This is a genomic window from Bacillus sp. mrc49 (genome assembly GCF_002803435.1).
The window spans coordinates 1-24,155 of sequence record NZ_PHNG01000670.1; the positions used below are offsets into that span (position 1 = coordinate 1).

Consider the following 24,155-nt stretch of genomic DNA (forward strand, 5'->3'; position numbering starts at 1 on the left):
TTACTGTTTGCTGGAATTTGCCATCCTTGATATCTGGACTCCACTTAGGATCGATGCTCATTTTTACCAGCAAATCCTGTAACGCCAGCTCAGGCTTAACCGTAGTATTCATGTTTAGGCACAGCTCCCTTTGCATTCATTAGTTTTTCTACATCCGAAGTGATTTGGGTTTCACTGGACAGTCTGTCGGTCATTAAGATCAGTGAAGCATCTTCACCTATCAAAAGATCAACCATCTCCCATATTTGATCATCGACACTTTCACAAGCACACGGGATGAAAGCATCACCAGCTTTCCTGACAGCGCTTAACCAAAACATTGATATGGAAGGGTTACTCCTCAGCAATGCGAGGATTTCTTTTTTATACTTCTTTCCCCAATTTTTACAGTCCGATAATACCAGTCCCAAATCGATGGATAAAGGAACATGTAAACCGCTTAACTCCGTGATTACCTTTTTATAAAATGACTCGAGGGGCAGTGATAATTGTCTAATGGGATGTAAATAAATCGGAATGTCATGATATTCTTTGAATTCGGAAATCCATGATTGTAAACCCTCGATTGATTGTTGATCCTGATGCTGGAAGCCACCGGGATCCATGAACGAATGATTGATCCCCCACGTTCCAACCTTCAGTATTACTTGATCAATATTCAATTCCGATAACAAGCTTACATAATCGGCTAATAATTTAGAATCTTTGTCGGTATATGGCAATGCTATCGTAGTCTTGATTCCAAACTGGGAATATATCATTCGGGAAGCTCTTTTCGATCTATCAGAAAGGATGTTACTGAATATCACAGAATCGACTGGAAAACCGCCTATAAGTACCCCCTGATCCAGCGCAGCATCTGAATCTTCAATGTGCACGATTCGTTTCGTTATTTCGCCCGCCTCCATTTCGTAAAGACTGCCTTTTAATAAAGAAGATAATATTACAATTAAATGGAAAAATCTATATATTTTTGTAAAATGAGGAATTTGGAGTGTTTGCTACGCGGGAAGAGAAAGACATGATGAAAATATCAAAGAGAAAATGGTGGCCATCGCAATTGTTGGGAGTATACATAGGGATGATTGAGGGAAAACGAGGAAGACAGACCGGATTGCAATCGTAAAGCTGGATGCTAGGTTCGTTCATAACAAAAAAAGATGACCCGATTAAGGGTCATCTTCTTTTGCAAGCTGATTAGTCTCGTATTAGCGAATGCCTTTCATGTATCCTTGAATTTTTGGTGATAAGGCCAGAAGGGCCAGTCCAAGGATGATGGATGCAACACCGATTACGCCAAAGTATGCCATTTCGGTTTGCGGCGTGTAGAATCTGACGATTTGCGCATTCAATGCTTGCGCTGCTGCACTTGCCAGGAACCATAGGCTCATCGTTTGTGCCGAGAAGGCAGCCGGAGCCAATTTAGTGGTTGCTGAAAGTCCAACCGGCGATAAACAAAGCTCGCCCAGCACGACTAGGAAATAGCTAAGTACTAGCCAGAATGGGTTGACCAACGACTCTGATCCGCCGAAATAAACTGGAAGCAGGATCACCAGGAAGGATAACCCGGCGAACAGCAAGCCTATTGAGAATTTTTGCGGAATGGTCGGCTGGCGCTTTCCTAGTTTAATCCATAACCATGCGAATACTGGTGCAAGGGTAATGATGAACAAAGGATTCAATGATTGGAACCAGGCCGGGTTTATATCAATTCCGGCAAAATTAAGCTGTGTGCGTTTGTCTGCATAGCTTGCCAATATTGTTGCTCCTTGCTCTTGAATCGCCCAGAACATGACCGCTGCGATAAACAAAGGAATATAGGCGATCAAGCGGGACCGTTCGACGGAAGTCGTTTTCGGGCTGCGATACATGAAAATGAAGTAAAGCGTCGGAATAACGATTCCTAGGATACCAACAAGACTAATAAAGGTTTTAATCGTCAAGATCCCTGCATAGGCACTGATGCCAATGAGAACAGCTACGATCAAGGCACCTATTCCAATTTTAGTGAATGTCGCTTTCTTTTCATCTTGTGATAACGGATTTGCAGGAATTGTTCCAGCAAGTCCAAGGTTCTTTTTCTTTGTGGCAACAAAGACGATAAGCCCAATCAGCATACCAATTGCTGCAAGGCCAAAACCTAGGTGGAAACTGTAGTTCATTCCAACCGTACCGACAACGAACGGGGAAAGGAATGCACCCATGTTGATACCCATATAGAAGATGCTGAAACCGGAATCCCGGCGTTCGTCATTTTCTGCGTAGATTTCACCGACAATGCTGGAGACGTTCGGTTTCAATAAACCAGTACCTAGTACGATAAGTACCATGGATACAAAGAACATGGAAAGACTGCCTGGTACAGCAAGAACGATATGTCCGAGCATGATCAGGATCCCCCCGTAGAATACCGATTTCGAGGTCCCGAAAATCCTATCGGCGAACCAGCCGCCAATGATGCCGGACATGTACACTAAAGACCCGTATATGGAAACAAGGGCAAGGGCCGTGGTTTCATCAAGGCCTAGTCCCCCTTTGGAAACTTCATAATACATATAGTAAACAAGAATGGCCTTCATGCCATAATAGGAGAATCGCTCCCAGAACTCAGTAAAGAAAAGTGTGAATAATCCTTTAGGATTTCCAAAAAAACCTTTTTGAGGTACACTATCCACAATTTTCTGTTTATTAATCGTTGCCATACCTAGCCCCCCTTATATTATTGTATAATAACTTTTATTTTCATCTTTGTAAACAAATATTTAGTATATTTAAATAATTAATTTCAAAACAATTATGTAGTACCATTCCCTTATATACAAACTTCCTAAAAATTGTAAGCCTTTTCATAGAAAGCAATATTCCCCTCAATGATATATTGCCCTAACTTCGTCCCTCTATTACCATATATAGCTGTTTAACGTTATCCTTCACTCCAAAAAAATGAAATGGGCCGTTCGAAAAAAATCTGAACCAAAATCGATGGTTACCCCGTATAATGGAAATAATCAAAACATGAGGAGGCAAAAAAATGACCGAGACCATAACCGTTGTAATGATTTTTTCCATTCCCATAATCGCCATCATTACAAGCCACTTCCAAAAACAAACCCAAATGAAGCAGTCTATGCTCAAGGACCAATTGGAGCTCGAAAAACTTAAACATGAAAACTTCCTTTTGGAGACGGAAAAGATGAGACTCGAACTGGATCAGATGAACATCGACCAAAAAAAAGACGAGCCAAGGTTACTGTAATCAGGTAACGTTGGTTCGTTTTTTTATGGGTGCATTAACACTCAGCTCAGTTTAATGAATGTATTGGTCGCCGACAAGCAGCTCCGATATGACCTTGGTCGGGATGACGAACTCGACCGCCCCCATATATCCCGGGGCAACGTCGAAGCTATCGAAGGCGATGACAAGTTTGCCGTCTTTATTTATATAGAAGCTTTGCTTTTCATCAATGCCTTTAAATTCCGGAAGATCATCTTCTTCTTCGACCCAATATACCTTATCCGGATCGGCTGCCATTTGCTGCCTCATCTGTTCCTTGAGGTTCTCGCTTATCACCTGCAGATAGCGATCGTCTTTGAATAGACTGTTCAATGTCAGCAGCACTTCGTTTTTCTTGTCGACTGTATCGAACTGACTTTCAGTGGAACTGGACGCAGCGGTCGTATCGGTATAACGCTGTACGGATAAGATCGTTTCATTGTCGGTCAATATTTCATACCCGCTTTCAACCGAAAGATTTCCCTTTTCGCCTTCCTTCAGTTTTGACATCGAATCGGTGAACTCCTTGTAGAGCTCCTTGCTCTCAGATAAGTATTTATCATTCAAGCTTTGTTCAAGCCGTTTATTCTCCAAACCGGAAATGGCTGGCGTCCTGATGATGGCCGAGGAATTATTGACTTCTTCCTTCCATTCGACGAATGTAATCACTTTAATGATTTTTTCCATATAGGGAATATCACTCATCGCTTTCGCTGCTGCCGGACTTATATTCACGGATGCCGTCATTATCAGAAGTGCTGCAGCCGCTGAAACCAAGATGTTCCTGCCAACCCTGGGCTTCTTCCTTGGCTTTTCATTCAAGGCAGCTTGGACGACATCTTTCAATTCCTTGGGAATCGGTATATGAAGGTATTCGTCACGCAGATCCTTTAATTCTTTTTCCATCTTTTCGTTTCCTCCTGTTCAGTCATGTTGGCCCTCAATAGTTGCAGTGCTTTATACAGCCTCGTTTTGATCGTGCTCACATTCTCTTCGAGAACCTCCGCTATTTGCTCCAATTTAAGGTCTTCAAAAAAACGAAGGACGATTATCGTTCGGTACTTGAGCGAAAGACCTTCCAGCGCCTTTTGCAAATCAAGGTCAGGGTAGTGATCTTCCTCGCCGCTGCGCAAATATTCGATCGTTTCATCATCGGCGACGGTCAGTTTCTTTTTCTTCCGCAGGAGATCATATGCCGTTCTGACGATGATTTTATATAGCCAGCTATCTATGGATGCCGGGTCTTTGATTTTATTGCTGGAGGTAAGCGCCTTCCTGATCGATTCTTGAACGATATCCAGTGCATCCTCCTGATTCTTAACATAGTAAAAAGCAAGTCTGTACAAATTTTCTTGCCGTTCGGTGATCCTGGCCGCTAATAATTCATTCATATCTAGATTCTTCATTGCATTAAAAGAGCTCCTTACATTTAAATTACGTATCCTAGGTACAAAGGATAGACGTCCGTATGATAGTAAAAGTTTGAAATTTCATAAGGAAATATTTTCATATGGATTAATGAAATTTTTTACAAACTTTTAAGGCTTTTGACGCGTCTATATAGTAGAATGATAAACGAGGTGGAGTGCATCATGAGGAGATTAAATTATAAAAAAGTCTTTATTTTTCTATTTTGTCTAATAGCGGCAGTCGGTACGATGGGGTTAGCCATCAAAAGCCTTGCTTTTGATAAAAAGAAAACCGTTTCGGCCTATACCAACGATAAAAATTACCCAGAAGCGGATATCCAAACGTATGTGAAGGACGATACGAAAGGCGGATATTCGGTGAGCAGGCCCGTTATACATGTAGAGAATATTGACAAGCAACTAGAAGCTTATATAAAAAAAGAAATCAAGGACTATGAAATGAAATGGAAGTCCTCCGACGTAAAGGCGTCCGAGCTTAACCTCACTTATACGATCCTCCATTTCAGTAAGCAAACCTTTACCATTTCCTTCGATAAATATGAACAGGTGGAAGGAAAGAAGTATAGCGAATCGCGAATCTTCACTTATGATATCCCCTCCCAGCAGAAACTCTCCATAGAAGACATTTTTGCCAAGGATAGTGATTATTTATCCGTTTTATCCGAAATTGTTTTTGAAGAGTTGACTTCCAGGGAAAAAGAGGGAATTTCAAAGGGTCTCATTAAAAAGGAAAACCAACTGACAGCAGCCAATTTTGATTCTTTTTCAATTTTGAAAGATACGCTCGTTTTCTATGTTAAGACTGACGACTCAACCAAGGTTCATACGATTGCCATCAATAAGGATCTTTTCAAAGATAGTTTGCTAGATTCCTATCAAAGTAAAGATTTGAATGAGGATCGTGTAAAGGAATGGCAGCCTGAGCATATTGTCGCCAAGCTGCCTGTGCAAAACGAATGGATTGATCCAGCCAAGAAGGTCATTGCCTTAACGTTCGATGATGGTCCGCACCCAAGTCATACCATGTCCATCTTAAATGATTTGGACAGGTATGATGCACATGCAACCTTTTTCGTGCTTGGAAACCGTGTACAGCATTATCCACAGGTTCTGCAAAAAATGCTGGAACAAGGTAACGAAATCGGCAACCATTCATGGGATCATCCACAGCTGACACGCTTAGACAAGGGGAAGATCAAGGATGAAATCAAAAGCACCCAGGAAGCTGTTGATAAAGCCACTGGCATGGAGCCAAGTCTGATCCGCCCCCCATATGGAGCGATTAACGACAACGTACGTGATTACATGGATGATTTGAAGGTCGTACTTTGGGATGTCGATCCCGAGGATTGGAAATACCGCGATGAAAAGAAAATCGTCAACAAAGTGATGGACAAAGTCAGTGATGGCAAAATCGTATTGATGCATGATATTTACCAAACAAGCGCAGAAGCTGCCGGCAAAATCATTAAGCAGCTTCATGACAAAGACTATCAAATGGTCACTATTTCGGAGTTGGAGAAGGTACAGAAGGACCGTGAACTTTCCGGAATCGTCGTAAATGAATAAACGAAAGAAAGAGCCTGTCCATTCGAGACAGGCTCTTTTGCATCCATATAAAATAAGCAGACCTTTGTTCATAGGCAAAGGTCCGCTCCGTTCTTTCATTCCCCAAGGTCTACGTTATGATAAACTTGTTGAACATCTTCCAAATCTTCCAATGCATCGACCATTTTTTCGAATTGCGCCTGTGCATCTTCCGGAAGGGATAGATCATTTTGAGCAAGCATCGTCAGCTCCGCCACTGTAAATTCGGTGATGCCGGCTTCCTTGAATGCCTGTTGCACAGCATGGAATTGTTCAGGCTCGGCATAAACGATGACCGATTCTTCTTCTTCGATGATGTCGCGTACATCAACATCCGCTTCCATCAATAATTCCAGTACATCATCGGCCGTTTTACCTTCGATCCCGATTACTGCCGTTGCATCGAACATATAAGCAACAGATCCGCTGACACCCATATTCCCGCCGTTTTTCCCGAATGCGGCACGTACATCGGATGCCGTCCGGTTCACATTATTTGTCAATGCGTCCACGATGACCATCGATCCATTCGGTCCGAACCCTTCATAACGAAGTTCATCATAGCTCTCTTCCGAACCGCCTTTTGCCTTTTCAATCGCACGGTCGATGATCGCTCTTGGGACATTGTATGTTTTGGCACGCTCAAGCACGACCCTCAATGCTTGATTCGATTCCGGATCAGGTTCGCCTTGTTTCGCCACTACATAAATTTCCCGGCCGAACTTAGCATAAATCCTGCTTGTATTAGCATCTTTTGACGCTTTTTTTTCTTTAATATTATTCCATTTACGACCCATTATATTTCACTCTCTTTCATCATTGAATAGATACGAATAGCTTATGATGATATCTGGCCTGCTGGGACATCCTTCATGAGAATCCCGATTGAGGTCGACCATACATTTACTAGATTATATTATACATCAATTGTATAAATTTGAAAAAGTCCTGATACCCCCATCAATGGGCGTAACTGGATTGGCTGATGCTTCCTTAATAAAATACTTTGGAAAATATCAAGATTGGTATAGTATGAAGTGATTGGAAAGGAGAGATATTCATGATGGAAAACAAAATCATCATCGGGATACCCGGGAAATGGAAGAACCGGGCGGAATTGATTCAGACGGTCGCTTCAAAAAGCGAAGGGTACCTATTAACCGGGAATATTTTTCACAATAACGATAAAAACATTACGTTTCAGGCGGAGATCCAGGATTATGAGCCAACTTTAAAAGAGACTTTTTCGTATGCCAGTAAAGGAAATTTCCCTGAAAGCTTACTAGCGGAAATCAATGAACACACCTTTACCGTTTATATACTAGCCGATGCATCCGATACTGATTCTGTTGCGGATTTGATCGATGCCGGAGCTGCCATCCTGAGGGCAGGCGGAATGGCCGTGAAAATTGAAACGACTGGCATTGCCCATTCGAAGGAAGATTGGCTAAAGCTTCAGCAAAGCCCTGATATTCTCTCGGTATATGCCCATTTTGTCACGATCATAGGCGAGGAAGATTATTACTGTTCGTTCGGAATGAAATCTTTTGGACTTCCAGATACCGTGACACTTAACACGATGAGTCCGAAAGAAGCCGCTGCCCTGCTTAACACATTCAATTACTACCATGTAGGTGAACGGCCTGTCTTTACGAACGGTGAAACCTTCAGCATCCAGCAGGACGCACCGGACTTCACCTTAACGAGCCTTCAGGATTTCAGGTACGAGCAGGATCACCCCTTCTACAACCCATTCGGATTATGGAATTTGGGCACCAGCAAATAGCTCCTATGCAACTGTGGATAAACTCGATGACACTCGAGCTTATCCACAGTTTTTTTAGGTTTTATACGAAGGAATGGTTGAATGAAGTTCATTTAAATTGCATCGTCTATAATTTTTTCAACAACTAGTATCTTGTTCCCCATTATTCACATCATCTAATTCACCCTCTTAATTTTAGTGAATTTGAACAATGACAATCTTATAGCATTCATTTATTATGAAATAACAAGTTACATAAGATGTTACTTAACATTACATTGTATCGGAATTCAGTAACCCGCGAGCACTCACTAAAGATAATGGGGGAATAAGAATGGCATTAGAAAACTCAAAAAAAATGGTCAGCATGGATGAAATCAATCATTTTAAAAAAAAGAAGTTTAATATGCCGCATATTTATGTCATTTTATTCGTATTTATCTCACTTGCCGCCATCGCCACTTATTTCGTTCCAGCCGGTGTTTATGAGCGAATTCCAGGTCCGGAAGGCAGGCTTACGATCAATCCCAATTCCTATCAAACCGTTGAACAAACACCTATTACACCTGTTGATTTCATGACTGCTATACCAAAGGGCTTGATAGCCGCCGGAGAGGTTGTTTTTTTCACATTCATCATCGGAGGAATTTTCTCTGTACTTCGTAAAACAGGTTTGATTGAAATGGGAGTCGATCGATTGGCCAGGCGATTTTCATCGAAAAGCATGATGCTGATCCCCATTCTCACTTTCGCATTTGCGATTATTTGCAGTTTGATCGGCACACAGGAATTATGCTTAGTGTATGTTCCCGTCATCCTCCCTCTTATGATTGCCTTGGGATTTGATTCCATGGTTGCCGTCTCAGTAGCCTTAGTAGCAACGACCGCTGGATTCATGACAGGTTTCCTTAATCCCGTCAACACCGGTTTAAGCCAGAAAATAGCAGGACTCCCCGTATACTCTGGCATCGAACTCAGGATCATCGCTTTCATCATTTTCCTTTGCGCGGGGACAGCTTACATCATGCGCTATGCTAAAAAGGTTAAAGGCAATCCCGTGTACAGTTTTGTATGGGATGAAGACAAGGAAAAACGGAGGCAATTTCTGAATAAACCCGAATCTGAAAAATATAAGGCGAACAATAAACAGAAAATTGCTTCTATTGCCTTGTTTGGCTTTTTGATTCTCCTCGTATATGGCGTTTTAGCAAAAGGTTGGTTCATGTTGGAAATGGCAGGGCTTTTCATCATAATGGGAATCGTGGTTGGTCTGATTGCCGGGTTAAACATCAACGAAATTTGCGAAGGATTTAACGAAGGATTCCGGGAAGTCTTGGTCGGCGCCATGATTGTAGGTGTGGCAAGGGCTGTCGCTGTTGTTATGGAGGACGGCCAAGTAATGGACACGATCGTTCATGGCCTCGGTAATCTTGTAGGGGACTTCCCCGCTGTATTCAGCGCCATCGGCATGTTCATAGTCCAGATGTTATTCAGCCTTTTAATCCCATCCGGAAGCGGTCAAGCTCTGGTTACCATGCCCATCATGGCACCATTGGCCGACATCATCGGCGTTACAAGACAAACAGCCGTGTTAGCCTATCAGCTGGCAGATGGAATTGGCAACATATTATATCCCACATCAGGATACTTCATGGCGACCCTTGCCTTATCGGGAGTTGCCTGGCAAAAATGGGTTCGCTTCTACCTCCCCTTGTTTTTTATCTGGTTCCTCCTATCTGGCACTTTTTTGATCATCGCCCAAACCATTCAATGGAATGGTTAATCGTGGTCGAATTATCCACATGGACGGACGAATTTCGCTCGATGTTGGTCGGATTATCCACGGGGACGGACGAATTTCGCTCGGTGTTGGACGGATTATCCACGGGGACGGACGGATTTCGCTCGAATGGTGGTCGGATTATCCACGGGGACGGACGAATTTCGCTCGATGTTGGACGGATTATCCCCACGGACGGACGAATTTCGCTTGATGTTGGACGGATTATCCACATCGACGGACGGATTTCGCTTGATGTTGGACGGATTATCCCCACGGACGGACGAATTTCGCTCGATGTTGGACGGATTATCCACGGGGACGGACGAATTACTCTCGATGTTGGTCGGATTATCCACGGGGACGGACGAATTTCGCTCGATGTTGGTCGGATTATCCACATCGACGGACGAATTACTCTCGATGTTGGACGGATTATCCACACGGACGGACGAATTTCGCTCGGTGTTGGACGGATTACCCACATCGACGGACGGATTACTCTCGATGTTGGACGGATTATCCCCACGGACGGACGAATTACTCTCGATGTTGGACGGATTATCCACATCGACGGACGGATTATCCCTTGGGACGGACTAAATCCCCTCCTGATAAGGAAGGGGATCATTTTCATTCCTCTGCACTTTTCTTCTTCATCACTTCGATTTCTTTTGAAAATGTTTCTTCGATTTCTTTTTTATTTCCATATAAAAATAAATTATCGCCCATTTTAATTTCATATTCACATAGCTCTTTCCTATGTTTCACTTCTCCGCTTTCAATAAATAAAATATTGATATCGGCTTCTTGCGATAGGATATCAGCCACCTTGACGTCGATGTACTCAGACTTTTCATATATATCAATCTTCATGAGTACATCATCATCTTCTAAAAATAGGATGTCTTCTATCGGATGTTCCCATAATTCATAGTGATTGTACATTTCACTTTTCATTTTAGCCGAAATTCGATTATTCATGAACTTTGATTTGATGAGAACGGTCGATACAATCAATATTCCAATGATGATGCTCAACTCCGTCAAGCGCAGGTCATCACTAAGTAATGTACTGATCGATGAAATAATGACTGCAAGGGAGAAAACACCAAATAAAATTAAAAACATGCTTATTTTCCTTCGCACAGGGTGGTCAATGATGGATTTTGATTCGTCCGTTGTGAACCCGGTACCTGTCAGCATGGAAATCACTTGGAATCTGGCTACATTTGACTTCAATCCAGTCATCTTCAACAGCGTAACCGATATTTCAATAACCAGAGCAATAATTATCATATAAAGCAGCATAAACAATACATTCGTCAAAACGATCACTTCCTCTCCTATGGTTTACCCAAACCAAGCTAAAAGCAATCCCCTTCGTTTTCTTATGTTTTCCCTCTATATATTCGCTTGTTGCCCACAACTTTCCTCGCATATAAAAAAACACAGTAAAAGGCATACTGTGTTTTTTTATGTGGTCTTTCGTTCAGCTTTCAATTAAATCGTCTTCAGTAATAGTTTTTTCAAAAGCGGTGTAAATTGTTCCGGCAACTCAGCTACACTCGGAACCATCAGGCGCTCTTTGCCATAGATGTTTTTCATCGTCATCTCTTCGCTTTCTTCAATCGTTCCATCGGCTAAAAACAGGCCTATGACCTCTATTCCTTTTTTTCTGGCTTCGGATACGGCTAGATGCGTATCGACAATTCCATTTTGGTCATAATCGCTAGCTGCCGGCTCACCGTCGGAAAACACGAGCAAGAAACGGTTTTTTTCTCGTCTTTTTTCCAATTCCATTGCCGCAACCCTGATACTGTATCCGTCACGGTTGTCTTCCTCCGGTTCAAGCTGCATGATTTTTGCTCCCGAGTTCAAATAGAACGAATCGGAATGGGACTGGATCACGTGGAAGTAATTCGGCTGATAGCCCTCCCTTACTTCATTTGCGTCTTCCCAAAAACCAACGATCGAGTGGGGAATCCTTAGCTTTTTCAGCACTTCATGGAACAGGGCGACGCCCCGTTTCGTTTCATCCATTTTGTTGTGCATCGAAGCGGAGCAATCGATTAGTAGTGTAAATACGGCATCCAATTCATTGGAATCTTGGTTCTTTTTGTAGAAAACCCTTGGATTTTCATCGAGTACAAGCGGCAGGAGCTTCTGCGATAAACGACCAAAAAGCAAATCTTTTCTAGGTGCATTCTTTTTGTTTTCAAGTGTCTTTTCAATCGTGCTCGAAAGTTTCCGCTTGAATGGCTCAATATCCGCGACAAACCCACGGTACCGTTTTTCTTCGGCAGGAGTGGGCACTTTTGCTTCTTTGATGACTTGGACGACGTCTTTATTGTCTTCACCAAATGGGTGTTCACCACTTTTTCCGACGTTCGTTTGCTTCTTCTCAAGCGTTTCCTGCTGATTGTACTCCTTTTGCTGACTTTCCCCTGACGAACCTTGAATCGATGCCAATGCTTGATCGGCATCTTCCGCTTCACGTGCACCCCCGCCCATCAGGCTTGTTTTCGTTCCTTGCTCCAATTCAAATTGCAGGAAGGTCGAGTTACTCTCGCCATTCTTGTTTTCCCGATGCCATGTCGAGAACTTTTCATCAATGAACTCGCTCTTCTCTTCATCCACATCTTCCGTATCATCGTTGTTCAGTTCATCATTCCTCGTCAGCTCATCAAATAAGGAGTTCGCTTTGTACTTGTCGACATTGGCGATCGGGAAGATGAAATATTCATTCATCGTATCCTGATATTCATCGTTCACCCGAAAAATGATTTGCTCGCAAATTCTTGTGATATCATCCGTTTTCCTCGCTTCGAAAACGGAATGGATGTACGGTTTGATTTTCTCCAGCTCTTCCAGCTGCCGGATGTTGGCTCTCGGAAAAATCGGATCTGGCCGGTCTGATTGAAGCAGCAAATAGATGAGGCAGTATAATTCATCCAGGGCAAAGCTTCTTGTGACATTCGTCGCTAATTGACTTTCGAAATATTGTTTAAGGTATGCGCCCCTTACCGAAAACCAGCTTTTCGTGCCCGGCCTTTCTTTCTTCACCAGCTCTTCCAAGCGCAAGTCTTCCAATAATGCGAACAATTGGGCAGCAAACTTCGGAATCGAGGTTTCTGCCATCATGTCCTGATAATCCTTCATGCTTTTAATGGCTGAATAATGCAGCGTCCCTATCGTTCTTAGGAGGACGTCCGTTTTTAAGCCCGCTTCCTTCACTTCCTTATTGCCATTTTCCCAAAAATGGCTGGCTGTGACCTTATTCTCGATCAAGTCGATGAAGGAGCCATAATTGTATTCGAATTCAAGATCCGGAATACCGGATAAGACTGTCGAAAGATCCTGCAGCTGCAAAAATAGAGCCGTATCGATTATTGAATCATTGAACCGGATATACTTCATGAGGCATTCTCCTAGTTAGAATAATGTGTCCGCCAGATTCTTCACAAACTCCCGCTCCCGCTCCTCGTCCAATTTATCGACGATCGAACGAAGGATCGCCCGTTTCGGCGGGATTAGAACACTCAGATCACAAGCATCAAGCAACGCCCGGATCGATGCGGCATCTTCGGCAACCTTTCCTTGATCGACAGCGTTTATCAAATCACTCGACAGCTTGACGAACAAGTCTATATTTCTTGGATCCTCCAGCTTTGTATTGGTCTCGATCAATTGCTTTAGCTGTTCCCCTTCAATGTAGGGAACCTCTATGACGACAAACCTATTTTTCAGCGCTTCATTCAGCGGAACCGTCCCTACATATCCTTCATTGATCGCCGCAATCACATTAAAGCCATCTTTCGCCGTGATGACCTCGTTCGTGAAAGGGTTCGTTATCGTCCGCCTGTAATCGAGCACTCCATTGATCAGCGGCAGTGTTTCCGGTTTCGCCATGTTGATTTCATCTATGTATAAGAAATGACCGTAATTCATCGAATTGATCACAGGTCCAGGAACGAATTCTATCACCTGTTTTTCCTCTTTATAGGATAATGTCTTGAAGCCCAATAAGCTTTCGGCATCCAAATCGACCGAGCAGTTGACACTGAACATCGGCTGGTTGAATAGATGTGATAATGTCTCGGCAAACTTAGTTTTCCCCGCCCCTGTCGGCCCTTTCAAGAGAATGTTCTTCCCCATGCTCAAGGCGCTGATGGCATCCACCATCAAGTCCATCTCCGGAGGAAGATAACCGCCCGCCCGAATCAATTCCTCAAATTGAGCAGGATTTTTTTTATTTACTTCTAATATATTAGCGATTTCTTTTGGCAATTCATTGATCATTATGTTCCTACACCCCTTTTTGTACATTTTAAGGCTCTTTCCCACTAAAAACAAACACGAAGAAAAGGGGCGGTTATAAAAAGCGCAAGAAAGTAAAAAAACCGATTCTCCACATGCTCTGGAAATCGGTTTTTGTTTTATACTAACACTCACAACCCCACTGCCGTGCAATGATCGGGAATCATTCAGGCATCGCTATATTTCCCTCAACGCATCCGAAATCGCCGTATCCCCGGCGACCAAGTCAAAGGAACGCTTGTAGGTATTTTCTTCAGTCAATGCTGCCACAATCGTCCGGGCGACATCTTCCCGTGAAATCGATCCACGTTCCACCCCTTCAGCTGCGGTCACTTTGCCCGTTCCCGGGTCGTTCACAAGTCCGCCCGGCCGAATGATCGTATACAATAAATCACTTTGCAGCAGGGCTCGATCCGCATAATGCTTGGCGACATAATACGGTTTGATGGCATCATTCCAGTTATCCCGATTATTCGCTTGAAAAGCACTTACCATGATGAATCGCTTGATCCCCAAATTCTCTGCAGCCTCGATCGTTTTAACGGCACCATCCAGATCGATCAGCAGCGTTTGATCTGCCCCAGTGCTTCCACCGGATCCAGCTGTAAAGACGATGGCATCACAGCCTTTAGCCGCATTTGCAATCTCTTCCACCGACCCGGTCAAACTGACCACCACGGATTCGATTCCGTTTTTCTCATAGTACTTCCTCTGTTCTTCCTTCCGGATCATTGCCCGCACACGATGCTCCCTGCTTTCATGCAACAGGTCCACCAAGTGTTTACCGATCTGCCCATTTGCCCCAACTACGAATACTTTCATTAAAGTCAGCCCCCATAATGGTTAGTTTGGTTTTCGTACAAATTATTTCATGGACGAAGCTCATTATCAAACAATCAGCCCGTCACACAATGGAAAAAGTTTGGCAATCCACCTTATCTATCTTATAATAATGACAATAAAACAACGGGGAGGTGTAAAGATTGGCAATACGTACCTTAATGCCACCTTCTGCAACGTCTCATGCAAAGCCTAGTATTGGAGGCGATACTTTGCATGGGGTTCAATCATTTTAAACTAATCGCCCAACAATCTTTCCGATATTTGGCTTTGCACCTTATTTCATTCTTAAAAAAGAATAAGGGGCTGGCAGAAATGAAATATGTAAAAGCAACGGCCGTTTTGCCTGAAAGGCTAATTGTTGAAATTCAAAAGTACGTACAAGGTGAAACCCTATATATTCCCAAACCCGAAAAGACCCATCGCAAATGGGGAACGTGTTCGGGATCAAGGGAACTGATCGATGACCGAAATGCTGCCATTAGATCTGCATACAAAACCGGCCGTACCATCCTTGAATTGGCCGAAGAACATTTTCTCTCCATGGAGACCATCAAGAAAATCGTTTATTCCAAATAAGGTCACAAGCTAGCACTGATGATGATATCAGTGCTTTTCATATGTCGAGAATATTTCTTAGCCATTCTCCCCCTTTTCATGCGGATGCGATTTCTGTAAAGTAATAGCAACGGTATCATCAGAAACAGGAGAGTGAGACAATGGAACCTTTTATCAGAAGCGAGCAATATAACTTCATTAAATTACAAACACAGATTCTCATCAATGGGCACGCGACTGCAAACGATAGAGATGTGATCAATACTCTGAAAACTGTTTCAAAAGAGCGTGTATTACAGTTGTTCAGCGACATAAATGAAGAGCAAAATCAGCTTTTGGCCCCCGTTGAGACCATTAAAGACCCCGCACAAGCGGAGGACTTTCTCTTACAAATCAAGCCGTATGTCATTCCCTTTAAAGAAGTTACCGAAAAAACGGTGAAGAAACTATTTCCAAAAGCAAAGAAGCTAAAAGCCCCCTTGCTGAAGAATATCGACTTAAGGGAGCTGTCATACTTGGGCTGGGATGATGGCGGCTCCGGTAAGAAATTCATCATCGCACCTCATCATGATGCTTTCACCGGACTGCACGGTACGATCAAACCAGCCAACAAGAAAGGGATTTGTGCCATCTGCAGCCGTTTTGAGGAAATAGGGATGTTCATGTCCGAAACAAAAGGAACGATCCAGGGAACATTCATTAAAAAAGGCAACTACATTTGCCTCGATAGCATGAAGTGCAACCAAAACATAACCTCCTTAGATAAAATGAACGATCTCATCACCCGGCTGAAATAAGACAAAAAAAGCAATCCTTCGGCAATGGAAGGATTGCTTTCTGTGCTTAAAGTTGTGGCCCCAGGCGCCGTGAATCCTCAAAATTTACCGTTGCGGTAATCATCAAAGGCCTGAACGATTTCTTCCTCTGTATTCATAACAAAAGGCCCTCTCGCCACCACAGGCTCCCCGATTGGTTCACCGGCATACAACATGACTCGCATCCTGCTGTGTGCTTCAATCTTTATCTCGCTCTCCTCAGCATCCTCTGCACGATTCATCCAGAGAACCTGCCCTTGTCTCCCAGCCGTTTGATTCGCGCCAAACACTCCTGCGCCTTCCAAAACATACAAAAAACCATTAAATGATCCCGGAAGTTGAGGAATGACCGTCGCTCCCTCCTCCAAATTTATCTCCAGCATCATGACTGGCGCTACATTTTTCGTTTCAGCGGTTTTGTCTTGGTAGGACCCTGAAAATAACCGGATTTGAGAACCTTCGCCTTCAAAGGTCAACATATCGTTTTTCCGTAAATCTTGATATCTCGAAGGCATCATTTTTGATTTTGCCGGTAGATTCACCCATAATTGCAGCAGGCTTACAGCTTCCCCTTCTGCTGCATCCTCATTATGTTCGACACCTTGACCCGCCGTCATCCATTGAGCGTCGCCAGGATTAAGGACCCCCTCCCCATGTTTGCTGTCATAATGATTAAGGTGGCCATCAATTAAGAAGGTGACCGTTTCGATTCCCCGATGCGGATGAATGCCGAAGACACCGCTGCGCATATAATCATGAGCCATAAGCAAAAAGGGATCATGCTCTTTCCAATCACCAGGCTCAACCACCCACGCCATCGTATGAATATCACTATTTTTTTGAAAGCTTGCGTTCCTAACATTTTTAATTCCGCGGCTAAAAACACCTTTTTTGTCCATTATTGCATTCCTCCTTGACGTTACTCGCCATGAGTACATTATGTAACTTTACACGACATAAATGAAGTAGGCACTTTAAAGAGATATAGTTTCTTTGAAGAAACCTTCAAGTCATCCACTATCGAAGCCTCCTGCATGCGTTTTGCAGTTTCAGGCCAACCGAGTTAAAATGAACTACAACATGCTGCATATGAAAGGGAGGCGCATAAAATGCTCGGAAAACCGTATAATTGTAAAGTTGCCACAACGATGGATATGATTGTAGGTAAGTGGAAAATCGCTATTTTGCTCAATTTGCTTCATAATGGAACAATGAGATTTAATGAACTTCAAAAAATGATGCCCGGTGTCACTCAAAAAATGCTCACTTCACATCTCCGTGAATTGGAACAAGAAGGCGTCATTAAGCGGGTAACCTATCCGCAAGTCCCGCCAAAAGTTGAATACTCAATGACCGAATACGGCAAGACACTCCAAACCGTACTCGAAATGATGCATGAGTGGGGCGCCTCTCATTTGGCCCAAAAGCAACAACAATAAAAAAACGAGTGTATGAAAGAAGGAATGAATATTGAAAGATGAAAAGAGCCTTCATGTTCTATATCCTTATAACGATATGGAAAACTACATCGAACAAGTTTTGAAATTCGTCCAGGACGGTATCACGGCTGGTGAGTACACCATCCTTGTCGAAAATGACCGCCTATTCCCCCTTATCCACAAAGAGCTGAGCAAACGATTGAAGAACGATCAAATGAAGTTCATCCACTTTGTGAACAACTTCGATTTCTATTGTTCAAGCGGGAGTTACCATCCTCCTGCAATCGAAGAATACTTTAATAAAATGGTCCAGCCCTATGTCGAAAGCAAGATCTCTTTCCGATCATGGGCACATGTCGAGTGGGCCACCATCGAAGAACCCCTGGACATCATTGAAGAATTCGAGAGAATAGTAGACGAAGCCGTAAACCAGCTCTCATTCCCATTAATTTGCGCCTACTCAGAACCTAAAATGCCAGCCCACCTCGAGAAAATCTTGCTGGAAACACATCCCTATATTCTTATCGGCGATGAAATCATCGTCTCCGACCGCTACTTGCCGGCTCCCAGCATAAAATAGAAACCACGCCTGCGCGTGCTTTCTTCGCATAGATGCGCTTACTCGTGACATGGGATTGCATTACTCGCGAGTTTGCATTTTTTTAGCTAATTTTTCCGATCCATCCTCCAATCCGGCTGCTTTACTCGCCAATTCCGATTTCAGCCTCATTTAGTACTTTTTCGCGAGCGTTTCCGCTATTTTTGCGATCCATCACCCTATTCGGGCTTTACTCCCAATGAAGGGCGTAAGGCGGTAGCTAATCCTATCAACGAAGTCCTACATATGAAAAACGTATTTTTAGAATATTCAGCATTGACAATTTATTATATTAAATGCTACCATTTGAATTAATTTACTATATTAGATTAACGTATCAATTCAAAAAAGGATTATATGACTATAGTAGAAAACAAGCACAAACATGCAAATTGGTAGGAAGAAACCCTCTTCTAATCTGAAGCGGGTTTTTATTTAGACATAATTCTTAGTAAACCACTCCGGATATTAATATTATATATCCATGGCGTTTACAAGTTCTGACACAAAGGAGCCATTGACACATGACGAAGAAAATAGTAAAACTTGGTGTATTTTTGGCTGGAACGGGACATCACGTTGCTTCTTGGAGGCATCCGAACGCCATTCCAAACGCCAATATGAACATCGATTATTTTAAAGGGTTGGCGCAGACTGCCGAAAAAGGTTTATTTGATTTATTATTTCTGGCGGATAGTCTGTCCGTGGCAAAGGACTCGCACCCCAATATTCTGACACGATTTGAGCCATCGACCCTATTATCTTATCTAGCTTCGGTGACTTCCCATATTGGTTTGGTCTCAACAGCCTCAACAACCTACGAAGAACCCTTTCATGTTGCGAGAAGGTTCGCTTCCTTAGACCATATTACAGCGGGCCGCGCAGGTTGGAACGTGGTCACGACATCCCTTGCCTCCACTGCCGCAAACTTCAATAAATCGGAGCATTTAGAACATGGTCTCCGATATAAAAGGGCCAATGAGTTTGTTGAGGTTACCAAGAAATTGTGGGACTCGTGGGAAGACGATACATTGATCATCGATAAGGAAACAGGCCGATTCATTAATGAAAGCAAGTTTCATGAAATCAATCATCAAGGCGAGTTTTTCACTGTAAAAGGGCCCTTGAATGTATCTCGCTCCCCTCAGGGACATCCGGTCATCATACAAGCCGGCTCTTCTGGCGATGGGCAGTTGCTTGCAGCGAAGCATGCGGAAATTGTTTTTACGGCACAGGAGAACAAAGCAGACGCGATTGCATTTTATGAGGAATTAAAAAACCAGCTGCCCGTTTTTCATCGTAAAAAAAGCAGCTTGAGCATTATGCCAGGGTTGTTCCCGATCGTGGGACAGACTGAAGGGGAAGCCAAAGAAAAATACGAGGCATTGCAGGAGTTAATCATTCCCGAAGTAGGATTGGCCATTATGGGAAGGTATTTCGGTGATGTGGATTTTTCCCCTATCCCTTTGGATACACCTTTTGCTGATATTTCGTTACCTGATCATGTAGATGGCATCCAAAGTAAATATGATTTGATCGTTAAACGAGCGACGAATGAAAATTTGACGTTACGACAAACATACCAGTGGGTTGCTGGGTCACGCGGACATCATATCGCCATTGGGACACCAACGCAGATTGCGGATAAGATGGAAGATTGGGTGAATGGAAATGCAGCTGATGGCTTTAATATTATGCCTGCCCTCTTGCCCGATTCTTTAACAGACTTTGTTGAACTGATCGTTCCGGAGCTGCAATCAAAGGGCATGTTCCGTACGAAATATGAAAGCAGCACCTTGCGGGGGAATCTTGGCTTGGACAAGCCGCTCAACCAATATTCCCATAATTTTTAACCAACTTACACTCGAATGATATTTCAAGGATAAAGTATAGAGGATAGGGGGAGCAAGATGAGTCAAGTATTTCGCGAAGTACAAGTAGAAGATGTGAATAAATTTCTCCAATTAACATTGGATGCTTATGCAAGTATAAGAGAGTTGGATATACACTTCTCCGCAGCAACTGCCACGAGAGATGATGCAATTAAGCACATCTCCGAAAATAAGGTCTTTGTTCTGGAGGAAGATGGGACATTCATTTCCACTGTATCGATCCGATTGCCATGGGGCCCCAATCCTGGACCGCTCATATTGCCACATATTGGCTGGTTCGCTACAAACCCTGCATATAAGCGTCAAGGCATAGGTAAAAAAATATTGTCTTGGCTGGAAGAAGAAATTTTGAAGAAGCAATTGAGAGCCCCTGCGGTTACACTCGGAACCGCAGATAATCATCCGTGGCTAAAAGAAATGTATGAAAAAAGTGGATTCGAAGAAATAGGTCAGAAGGATTTAGGCAAAGGGCATGTCACAATTTACTTGAGAAAAATTTTGCAAGTTGAACAATATCAAGCTTGGGCTGATGAACATTATCAAACTATTTTACCTTTAGGAGGAAAACAACAATGAAAAAATTTCTTTTCCTTGGATTATCAATACTTTTCATAGTAATGCTTTCAGCTTGCGGCTCTTCAAAACAAGGGAATACTGCCGATGATTCCGGCAAAAAAACGATCAAGGTGGGGTCCACCGGTCAAAGCTATCCAAATGGTTATCAGGAGAATGGCAAATTAACAGGTTTTGACGTCGAACTTACAGAGCGCATTGCAAAAAATTTAGGATACAAGGTAGAGTGGGTCACTTCTGATTTCAGTGGGATAATGGGACAATTGGGCTCGGGTAAATTAGACACCGTTGCGAATGCTGTTGCCATCACAACAGAGCGCCAAGAGCAATTTCATTTTACTGATCCTTATAGTTATTACGGTGCACAAATTGTATCAAACACCAAAAACAAAGAAATTAAAAGTTTAGAAGATTTAAAAGGCAAAACCGTATCAGGTGTATTGGGATCCAATAACATTGCGAACCTAGAAAAATACGATAAAAAAGGCGAAATTAAAATACGCACCTATGAAACCAGGGATGGCGCGATGCAAGATGCCATTAACAACCGTGTAGATGGATATATAAATTCCCGTCCGATCCTGGTTGCAGAAATAAAGAAAAATGATCTTCCATTAAAATTAGTCGGTGATCCAGTGGCCTATGAAAATGTCGGATATCCATTTCCCAAAACGGAAAAAGGCAAAAAATTAAATGAAGAATTCACGACAGAAATAAAAAAACTTAAAGAAGACGGAACATTGGCGAAGCTGTCCAATAAGTACTTTGGTGAAGATATTACCACTAAATCCGGCGAATAAGCTAGCGGAGGTTTTAAAGCATTATGAATTTTGATTTACATTATATGTTGGAAATTTCCCTGCAAATCGCAAAATATATCCCGGTTACTCTCCTTTTAGCCATCGTTTCGATGGTTTTCGCCATTATTATCGGACTTGTAGTAGCCTTGATAAGAAATAGCAATATCTTTGGAATCACCCAATTGGCTGGATTATACATCTCCTTATTTCGTGGGATGCCAACATTGGTACAGCTATTCATCATCTACTACGGTTTACCGCAATTATTCCCGTCGCTGTCGACGATGGACGCAATCGCGGCGGCCATTATCGGATTCAGTCTGAAAGAGTCCTCTTACTTGGCAGAGATTTTTCGGGCTGGATTGAATTCCGTCGATAAAGGGCAAATGGAAGCGGGGCTTGCAACTGGTATGAAAAGAGCGCAGATTTACTCGCGAATCATATTGCCACAAGCAGCTTTAAACGCATTGCCCGCAACAGGGAATACATTTATATCTTTGATTAAAGAAACATCCCTTGCCTTCACTTTGGGAATAACGGAACTATTCGCAGAGGGAAAAATACTGGCATCCGCGAGCATGCGCTTTTTCGAGACATATTTGGTGGTTGGCTTGATTTACTGGCTATTAGTCATTCTTTATTCATGGATCCAAAAATATCTGGAGATTTGGCTCAGCAAACCACTTAGAAGGTGATCATATGATAAAAGTAAGAAACTTAACGAAACATTTCGGTGATAAACAAGTATTGAACGATATTAACTTGGATATAAAAACCGGAGAAGTTGTCGCCATTATTGGTCCGTCCGGATCCGGGAAATCGACATTATTGCGCTGTCTGAACTTGTTGGAAAAGCCCAACAACGGCACCATCGAAATCAAGGATGTAAAATTGGATACCCAAAAATACAAAGCCAGGGACGCATACCAATTAAGGCAGCAAACAGCAATGGTATTTCAACACTATAACCTGTTCAAAAATAAAACAGCTTTAAAAAACGTGATTGAATCTTTGCTTGTCAGCAAAAAAATGAAAAAAGAAGAAGCCATTCGAATTGGAGAGAATTTATTGAAACGGGTTGGCTTAGAAAAACAAGCAAACCAATATCCTGCTACACTATCTGGCGGACAACAGCAGCGTGTTAGCATCGCTAGAGCATTAGCCGTAAAACCACATGCGATTTTATTCGATGAGCCCACTTCCGCTCTTGATCCAGAATTGGTCAATGAGGTTTTACAAGTAATACGTGAGTTATCGAAGGAAGATACCACCATGGTGATCGTGACGCATGAAATGCAATTCGCGAAAGAAGTTGCTGATCATGTCATCTTCATGGCAGATGGACATATTATCGAACAAGGCACCCCGGAACAAGTCATTGAGCATTCACTTAATTCACGAACCCAACGTTTTTTACGGCAATTGGGAGATGAAACGGACGGAGTTGCCAGGTAAAAAAGGAAGTGATATATATGAACACGGAAAAGTTATCTGAAGCGGTGTATCACTCCAATCCATTGGACAAAGAAATTGTCATACAATCTGCCATTGAAGGAATTCTTGATTATCTCGCTGTTTCCTATCAAACAAAATCTGAAAAAGAAATGATGATTTTAAAACAAATCATACTGGAAGAAGGAGGAAACGCGACGGGTTACTTGATTGGCAGCCACCTACATGCAACAAGGTCACAAGCGGCACTATTTAATGGCCTTCAAGCTCATTTACTGGATTATGATGATGTACATTCAGATGTTCGAGGTCATCCGAGCGCTGTTATTTTATCTGCTTTATTTGCGGTTGGGGAACGGGAAATGCATGGGAAACGGTTTTTAGCTTCCTATGTGATTGGTGTCGAAATCATGGCTCGCCTCGGCGAAGCCATGAACCCTTATCATTATACAAAAGGGTGGCATAGTACAGCTACACTTGGCGTGATAGCAGCAGCTGGGGCGGTTGCTTATTTACGGGAATATTCACCACGCTTAATAGCTGAAACAATGAGTCTAGCCGCTACTCAATCAGCGGGTCTGCGACTCCAATTTGGCACGGTGATAAAACCGCTCCATGTAGGGATTGCCGCTAAAAACGCAGTGGATTCCGCTGATTGGGTCCGCATGGGATTACATAGCAACCCCGACTTTTTAAATGGTTTCTTTGAGGTATATGCAGAAAAAGGTGTTCGCGATTTTACGGAGAATTGGGGAAAGACATGGCGGATCGTAACTCCAGGATTATGGTTTAAACAATATCCATTTTGTTCTGCTGCGGCACATGGCGTCGATGCCGCTACCTTTTTACATCGGACATACGGTTTGTCCGATGAAGATATCGAATCGGTGCAGGTCAGCTTTCCTCCCAACGGTGATGCAGCATTAATACACCATAACCCTGAGACTGGTGAAGAAGGAAGATTTTCAATAGAGTATATCGTATGGCTTGCCCTTACAGGCAAGCCCCTATCATTTGCCTCTTTTGGAACCA

25 protein-coding genes are annotated in these 24,155 nt (G+C 42.9%); 15 read left to right on the forward strand and 10 right to left on the reverse strand.

The features are described 5' to 3' along the window. Positions 1 to 95 precede the first annotated feature (95 nt). Together CVN76_RS09975 and CVN76_RS09980 are read right to left on the reverse strand one after the other, a co-directional pair. The gene (locus CVN76_RS09975) at positions 96 to 908 is read right to left on the reverse strand and encodes a hypothetical protein (RefSeq protein WP_100531120.1); all 813 of its coding nucleotides are present in this window, start codon (positions 906 to 908) and stop codon (positions 96 to 98) included. Positions 909 to 1,208: 300 nt separating this feature from the next. Beyond that, positions 1,209 to 2,702, reverse strand: coding sequence for a peptide MFS transporter (locus CVN76_RS09980; RefSeq protein ID WP_100531121.1), 1,494 nt, complete (start codon positions 2,700 to 2,702; stop codon positions 1,209 to 1,211). 329 nt (positions 2,703 to 3,031) lie between these two features. Here CVN76_RS09980 and CVN76_RS09985 point away from each other — a divergent pair, with 329 nt between their 5' ends. Beyond that, positions 3,032 to 3,256, forward strand: a complete 225-nt coding sequence (locus CVN76_RS09985; protein ID WP_100531122.1) for a hypothetical protein — start codon at positions 3,032 to 3,034, stop codon at positions 3,254 to 3,256. A gap of 51 nt (positions 3,257 to 3,307) precedes the next feature. Here CVN76_RS09985 and CVN76_RS09990 read toward each other — a convergent pair whose 3' ends face one another. Both CVN76_RS09990 and CVN76_RS09995 read right to left on the reverse strand, forming a co-directional pair. Next, the gene (locus CVN76_RS09990) at positions 3,308 to 4,180 is read right to left on the reverse strand and encodes an anti-sigma-V factor rsiV (protein ID WP_100531123.1); all 873 of its coding nucleotides are present in this window, start codon (positions 4,178 to 4,180) and stop codon (positions 3,308 to 3,310) included. Then, on the reverse strand, positions 4,165 to 4,680 hold the full coding sequence (locus tag CVN76_RS09995) for a sigma-70 family RNA polymerase sigma factor (protein WP_100531124.1): 516 nt from the start codon (positions 4,678 to 4,680) through the stop codon (positions 4,165 to 4,167). The genes CVN76_RS09990 and CVN76_RS09995 overlap by 16 nt, the downstream gene beginning before the upstream one ends. A 186-nt stretch (positions 4,681 to 4,866) precedes the next feature. Between CVN76_RS09995 and CVN76_RS10000 the strand changes: the two genes are divergently transcribed. Next, positions 4,867 to 6,273 (forward strand): polysaccharide deacetylase family protein, encoded by a 1,407-nt coding sequence (locus tag CVN76_RS10000; protein ID WP_157805627.1) that lies wholly within the window; start codon positions 4,867 to 4,869, stop codon positions 6,271 to 6,273. Positions 6,274 to 6,368: 95 nt separating this feature from the next. Here the strand turns inward: CVN76_RS10000 and CVN76_RS10005 are convergent, their stop codons facing one another. Next, positions 6,369 to 7,088: a YebC/PmpR family DNA-binding transcriptional regulator gene (locus CVN76_RS10005; RefSeq protein WP_100531126.1), complete on the reverse strand. Its 720-nt coding sequence runs from the start codon at positions 7,086 to 7,088 to the stop codon at positions 6,369 to 6,371. A gap of 263 nt (positions 7,089 to 7,351) precedes the next feature. Here CVN76_RS10005 and CVN76_RS10010 point away from each other — a divergent pair, with 263 nt between their 5' ends. The 3 genes from CVN76_RS10010 to CVN76_RS10020 all read left to right on the forward strand — a co-directional run bounded on the left by CVN76_RS10010 (position 7,352) and on the right by CVN76_RS10020 (position 10,439). Further along, positions 7,352 to 8,077, forward strand: a complete 726-nt coding sequence (locus tag CVN76_RS10010) for a DUF4261 domain-containing protein (RefSeq protein WP_100531127.1) — start codon at positions 7,352 to 7,354, stop codon at positions 8,075 to 8,077. Positions 8,078 to 8,390: 313 nt separating this feature from the next. Next, complete coding sequence (locus CVN76_RS10015; protein ID WP_232732157.1) at positions 8,391 to 9,839, forward strand: YfcC family protein; 1,449 nt, start codon at positions 8,391 to 8,393, stop codon at positions 9,837 to 9,839. Between the two features lie 126 nt (positions 9,840 to 9,965). Further along, complete coding sequence (locus CVN76_RS10020; RefSeq protein WP_100531128.1) at positions 9,966 to 10,439, forward strand: hypothetical protein; 474 nt, start codon at positions 9,966 to 9,968, stop codon at positions 10,437 to 10,439. Between the two features lie 30 nt (positions 10,440 to 10,469). Here the strand turns inward: CVN76_RS10020 and CVN76_RS10025 are convergent, their stop codons facing one another. From CVN76_RS10025 to CVN76_RS10040, 4 genes are all read right to left on the reverse strand, one after another. After that, positions 10,470 to 11,165, reverse strand: a complete 696-nt coding sequence (locus tag CVN76_RS10025; protein ID WP_232732159.1) for a hypothetical protein — start codon at positions 11,163 to 11,165, stop codon at positions 10,470 to 10,472. 174 nt (positions 11,166 to 11,339) lie between these two features. Further along, a complete protein-coding gene (locus CVN76_RS10030; RefSeq protein ID WP_100531129.1) occupies positions 11,340 to 13,256 on the reverse strand; it encodes a vWA domain-containing protein in 1,917 nt (638 codons plus the stop codon). 15 nt (positions 13,257 to 13,271) lie between these two features. Then, complete coding sequence (locus CVN76_RS10035; protein ID WP_100531130.1) at positions 13,272 to 14,138, reverse strand: ATP-binding protein; 867 nt, start codon at positions 14,136 to 14,138, stop codon at positions 13,272 to 13,274. Positions 14,139 to 14,333: 195 nt separating this feature from the next. Further along, entirely contained in the window at positions 14,334 to 14,978 is a 645-nt protein-coding gene (locus tag CVN76_RS10040; protein WP_100531131.1) for an SDR family oxidoreductase, read from the reverse strand. A 333-nt stretch (positions 14,979 to 15,311) separates the two neighbouring features. Here CVN76_RS10040 and CVN76_RS10045 point away from each other — a divergent pair, with 333 nt between their 5' ends. Beyond that, complete coding sequence (locus CVN76_RS10045) at positions 15,312 to 15,575, forward strand: CD3324 family protein (RefSeq protein ID WP_061142040.1); 264 nt, start codon at positions 15,312 to 15,314, stop codon at positions 15,573 to 15,575. Between the two features lie 140 nt (positions 15,576 to 15,715). Further along, positions 15,716 to 16,351 carry a FusB/FusC family EF-G-binding protein gene (locus tag CVN76_RS10050; RefSeq protein ID WP_100531132.1) on the forward strand — a complete coding sequence of 212 codons (636 nt, stop codon included), beginning with the start codon at positions 15,716 to 15,718 and terminating at the stop codon, positions 16,349 to 16,351. A 77-nt stretch (positions 16,352 to 16,428) separates the two neighbouring features. Here CVN76_RS10050 and CVN76_RS10055 read toward each other — a convergent pair whose 3' ends face one another. Continuing rightward, a complete protein-coding gene (locus tag CVN76_RS10055) occupies positions 16,429 to 17,268 on the reverse strand; it encodes a pirin family protein (protein WP_100531133.1) in 840 nt (279 codons plus the stop codon). Between the two features lie 210 nt (positions 17,269 to 17,478). Between CVN76_RS10055 and CVN76_RS10060 the strand changes: the two genes are divergently transcribed. The 8 genes from CVN76_RS10060 to CVN76_RS10095 form a co-directional block, all read left to right on the forward strand. Beyond that, positions 17,479 to 17,808, forward strand: a complete 330-nt coding sequence (locus tag CVN76_RS10060) for a winged helix-turn-helix transcriptional regulator (protein ID WP_100531134.1) — start codon at positions 17,479 to 17,481, stop codon at positions 17,806 to 17,808. A 31-nt stretch (positions 17,809 to 17,839) separates the two neighbouring features. Continuing rightward, positions 17,840 to 18,388: an MEDS domain-containing protein gene (locus CVN76_RS10065; RefSeq protein ID WP_232732161.1), complete on the forward strand. Its 549-nt coding sequence runs from the start codon at positions 17,840 to 17,842 to the stop codon at positions 18,386 to 18,388. A gap of 542 nt (positions 18,389 to 18,930) precedes the next feature. After that, positions 18,931 to 20,259, forward strand: a complete 1,329-nt coding sequence (locus tag CVN76_RS10070; RefSeq protein ID WP_100531135.1) for an LLM class flavin-dependent oxidoreductase — start codon at positions 18,931 to 18,933, stop codon at positions 20,257 to 20,259. Positions 20,260 to 20,316: 57 nt separating this feature from the next. Beyond that, positions 20,317 to 20,874: a GNAT family N-acetyltransferase gene (locus tag CVN76_RS10075; RefSeq protein ID WP_100531136.1), complete on the forward strand. Its 558-nt coding sequence runs from the start codon at positions 20,317 to 20,319 to the stop codon at positions 20,872 to 20,874. Continuing rightward, positions 20,871 to 21,671, forward strand: a complete 801-nt coding sequence (locus tag CVN76_RS10080) for an amino acid ABC transporter substrate-binding protein (RefSeq protein WP_100531137.1) — start codon at positions 20,871 to 20,873, stop codon at positions 21,669 to 21,671. Before CVN76_RS10075 ends, CVN76_RS10080 begins: the two co-directional genes overlap by 4 nt. A gap of 23 nt (positions 21,672 to 21,694) precedes the next feature. Next, positions 21,695 to 22,366, forward strand: coding sequence for an amino acid ABC transporter permease (locus tag CVN76_RS10085; RefSeq protein WP_100531138.1), 672 nt, complete (start codon positions 21,695 to 21,697; stop codon positions 22,364 to 22,366). Positions 22,367 to 22,370: 4 nt separating this feature from the next. Further along, the gene (locus CVN76_RS10090; protein ID WP_100531139.1) at positions 22,371 to 23,126 is read left to right on the forward strand and encodes an amino acid ABC transporter ATP-binding protein; all 756 of its coding nucleotides are present in this window, start codon (positions 22,371 to 22,373) and stop codon (positions 23,124 to 23,126) included. Between the two features lie 17 nt (positions 23,127 to 23,143). Continuing rightward, positions 23,144 to 24,155 (forward strand): MmgE/PrpD family protein (locus CVN76_RS10095; protein ID WP_100531140.1); only part of this gene is annotated, 1,012 nt, incomplete at its 3' end.

Bases quoted from the DNA above. Each gene is read 5' to 3' on its own strand.
- CVN76_RS10035 (WP_100531130.1), bottom strand. From the start codon at position 14,138: ATGATCAATGAATTGCCAAAAGAAATCGCTAATATATTAGAAGTAAAT.
- CVN76_RS10085 (WP_100531138.1), top strand. From the start codon at position 21,695: ATGAATTTTGATTTACATTATATGTTGGAAATTTCCCTGCAAATCGCA.
- CVN76_RS10030 (WP_100531129.1), bottom strand. From the start codon at position 13,256: ATGAAGTATATCCGGTTCAATGATTCAATAATCGATACGGCTCTATTT.
- CVN76_RS10060 (WP_100531134.1), top strand. From the start codon at position 17,479: ATGCTCGGAAAACCGTATAATTGTAAAGTTGCCACAACGATGGATATG.
- CVN76_RS10040 (WP_100531131.1), bottom strand. From the start codon at position 14,978: ATGAAAGTATTCGTAGTTGGGGCAAATGGGCAGATCGGTAAACACTTG.
- CVN76_RS10050 (WP_100531132.1), top strand. From the start codon at position 15,716: ATGGAACCTTTTATCAGAAGCGAGCAATATAACTTCATTAAATTACAA.
- CVN76_RS09980 (WP_100531121.1), bottom strand. From the start codon at position 2,702: ATGGCAACGATTAATAAACAGAAAATTGTGGATAGTGTACCTCAAAAA.
- CVN76_RS10020 (WP_100531128.1), top strand. From the start codon at position 9,966: ATGGTGGTCGGATTATCCACGGGGACGGACGAATTTCGCTCGATGTTG.
- CVN76_RS10015 (WP_232732157.1), top strand. From the start codon at position 8,391: ATGGCATTAGAAAACTCAAAAAAAATGGTCAGCATGGATGAAATCAAT.
- CVN76_RS10010 (WP_100531127.1), top strand. From the start codon at position 7,352: ATGATGGAAAACAAAATCATCATCGGGATACCCGGGAAATGGAAGAAC.
- CVN76_RS10005 (WP_100531126.1), bottom strand. From the start codon at position 7,088: ATGGGTCGTAAATGGAATAATATTAAAGAAAAAAAAGCGTCAAAAGAT.
- CVN76_RS10045 (WP_061142040.1), top strand. From the start codon at position 15,312: ATGAAATATGTAAAAGCAACGGCCGTTTTGCCTGAAAGGCTAATTGTT.
- CVN76_RS10090 (WP_100531139.1), top strand. From the start codon at position 22,371: ATGATAAAAGTAAGAAACTTAACGAAACATTTCGGTGATAAACAAGTA.
- CVN76_RS09995 (WP_100531124.1), bottom strand. From the start codon at position 4,680: ATGAAGAATCTAGATATGAATGAATTATTAGCGGCCAGGATCACCGAA.
- CVN76_RS10055 (WP_100531133.1), bottom strand. From the start codon at position 17,268: ATGGACAAAAAAGGTGTTTTTAGCCGCGGAATTAAAAATGTTAGGAAC.
- CVN76_RS10080 (WP_100531137.1), top strand. From the start codon at position 20,871: ATGAAAAAATTTCTTTTCCTTGGATTATCAATACTTTTCATAGTAATG.
- CVN76_RS10075 (WP_100531136.1), top strand. From the start codon at position 20,317: ATGAGTCAAGTATTTCGCGAAGTACAAGTAGAAGATGTGAATAAATTT.
- CVN76_RS10000 (WP_157805627.1), top strand. From the start codon at position 4,867: ATGAGGAGATTAAATTATAAAAAAGTCTTTATTTTTCTATTTTGTCTA.
- CVN76_RS09975 (WP_100531120.1), bottom strand. From the start codon at position 908: ATGGAGGCGGGCGAAATAACGAAACGAATCGTGCACATTGAAGATTCA.
- CVN76_RS10070 (WP_100531135.1), top strand. From the start codon at position 18,931: ATGACGAAGAAAATAGTAAAACTTGGTGTATTTTTGGCTGGAACGGGA.
- CVN76_RS09990 (WP_100531123.1), bottom strand. From the start codon at position 4,180: ATGGAAAAAGAATTAAAGGATCTGCGTGACGAATACCTTCATATACCG.
- CVN76_RS09985 (WP_100531122.1), top strand. From the start codon at position 3,032: ATGACCGAGACCATAACCGTTGTAATGATTTTTTCCATTCCCATAATC.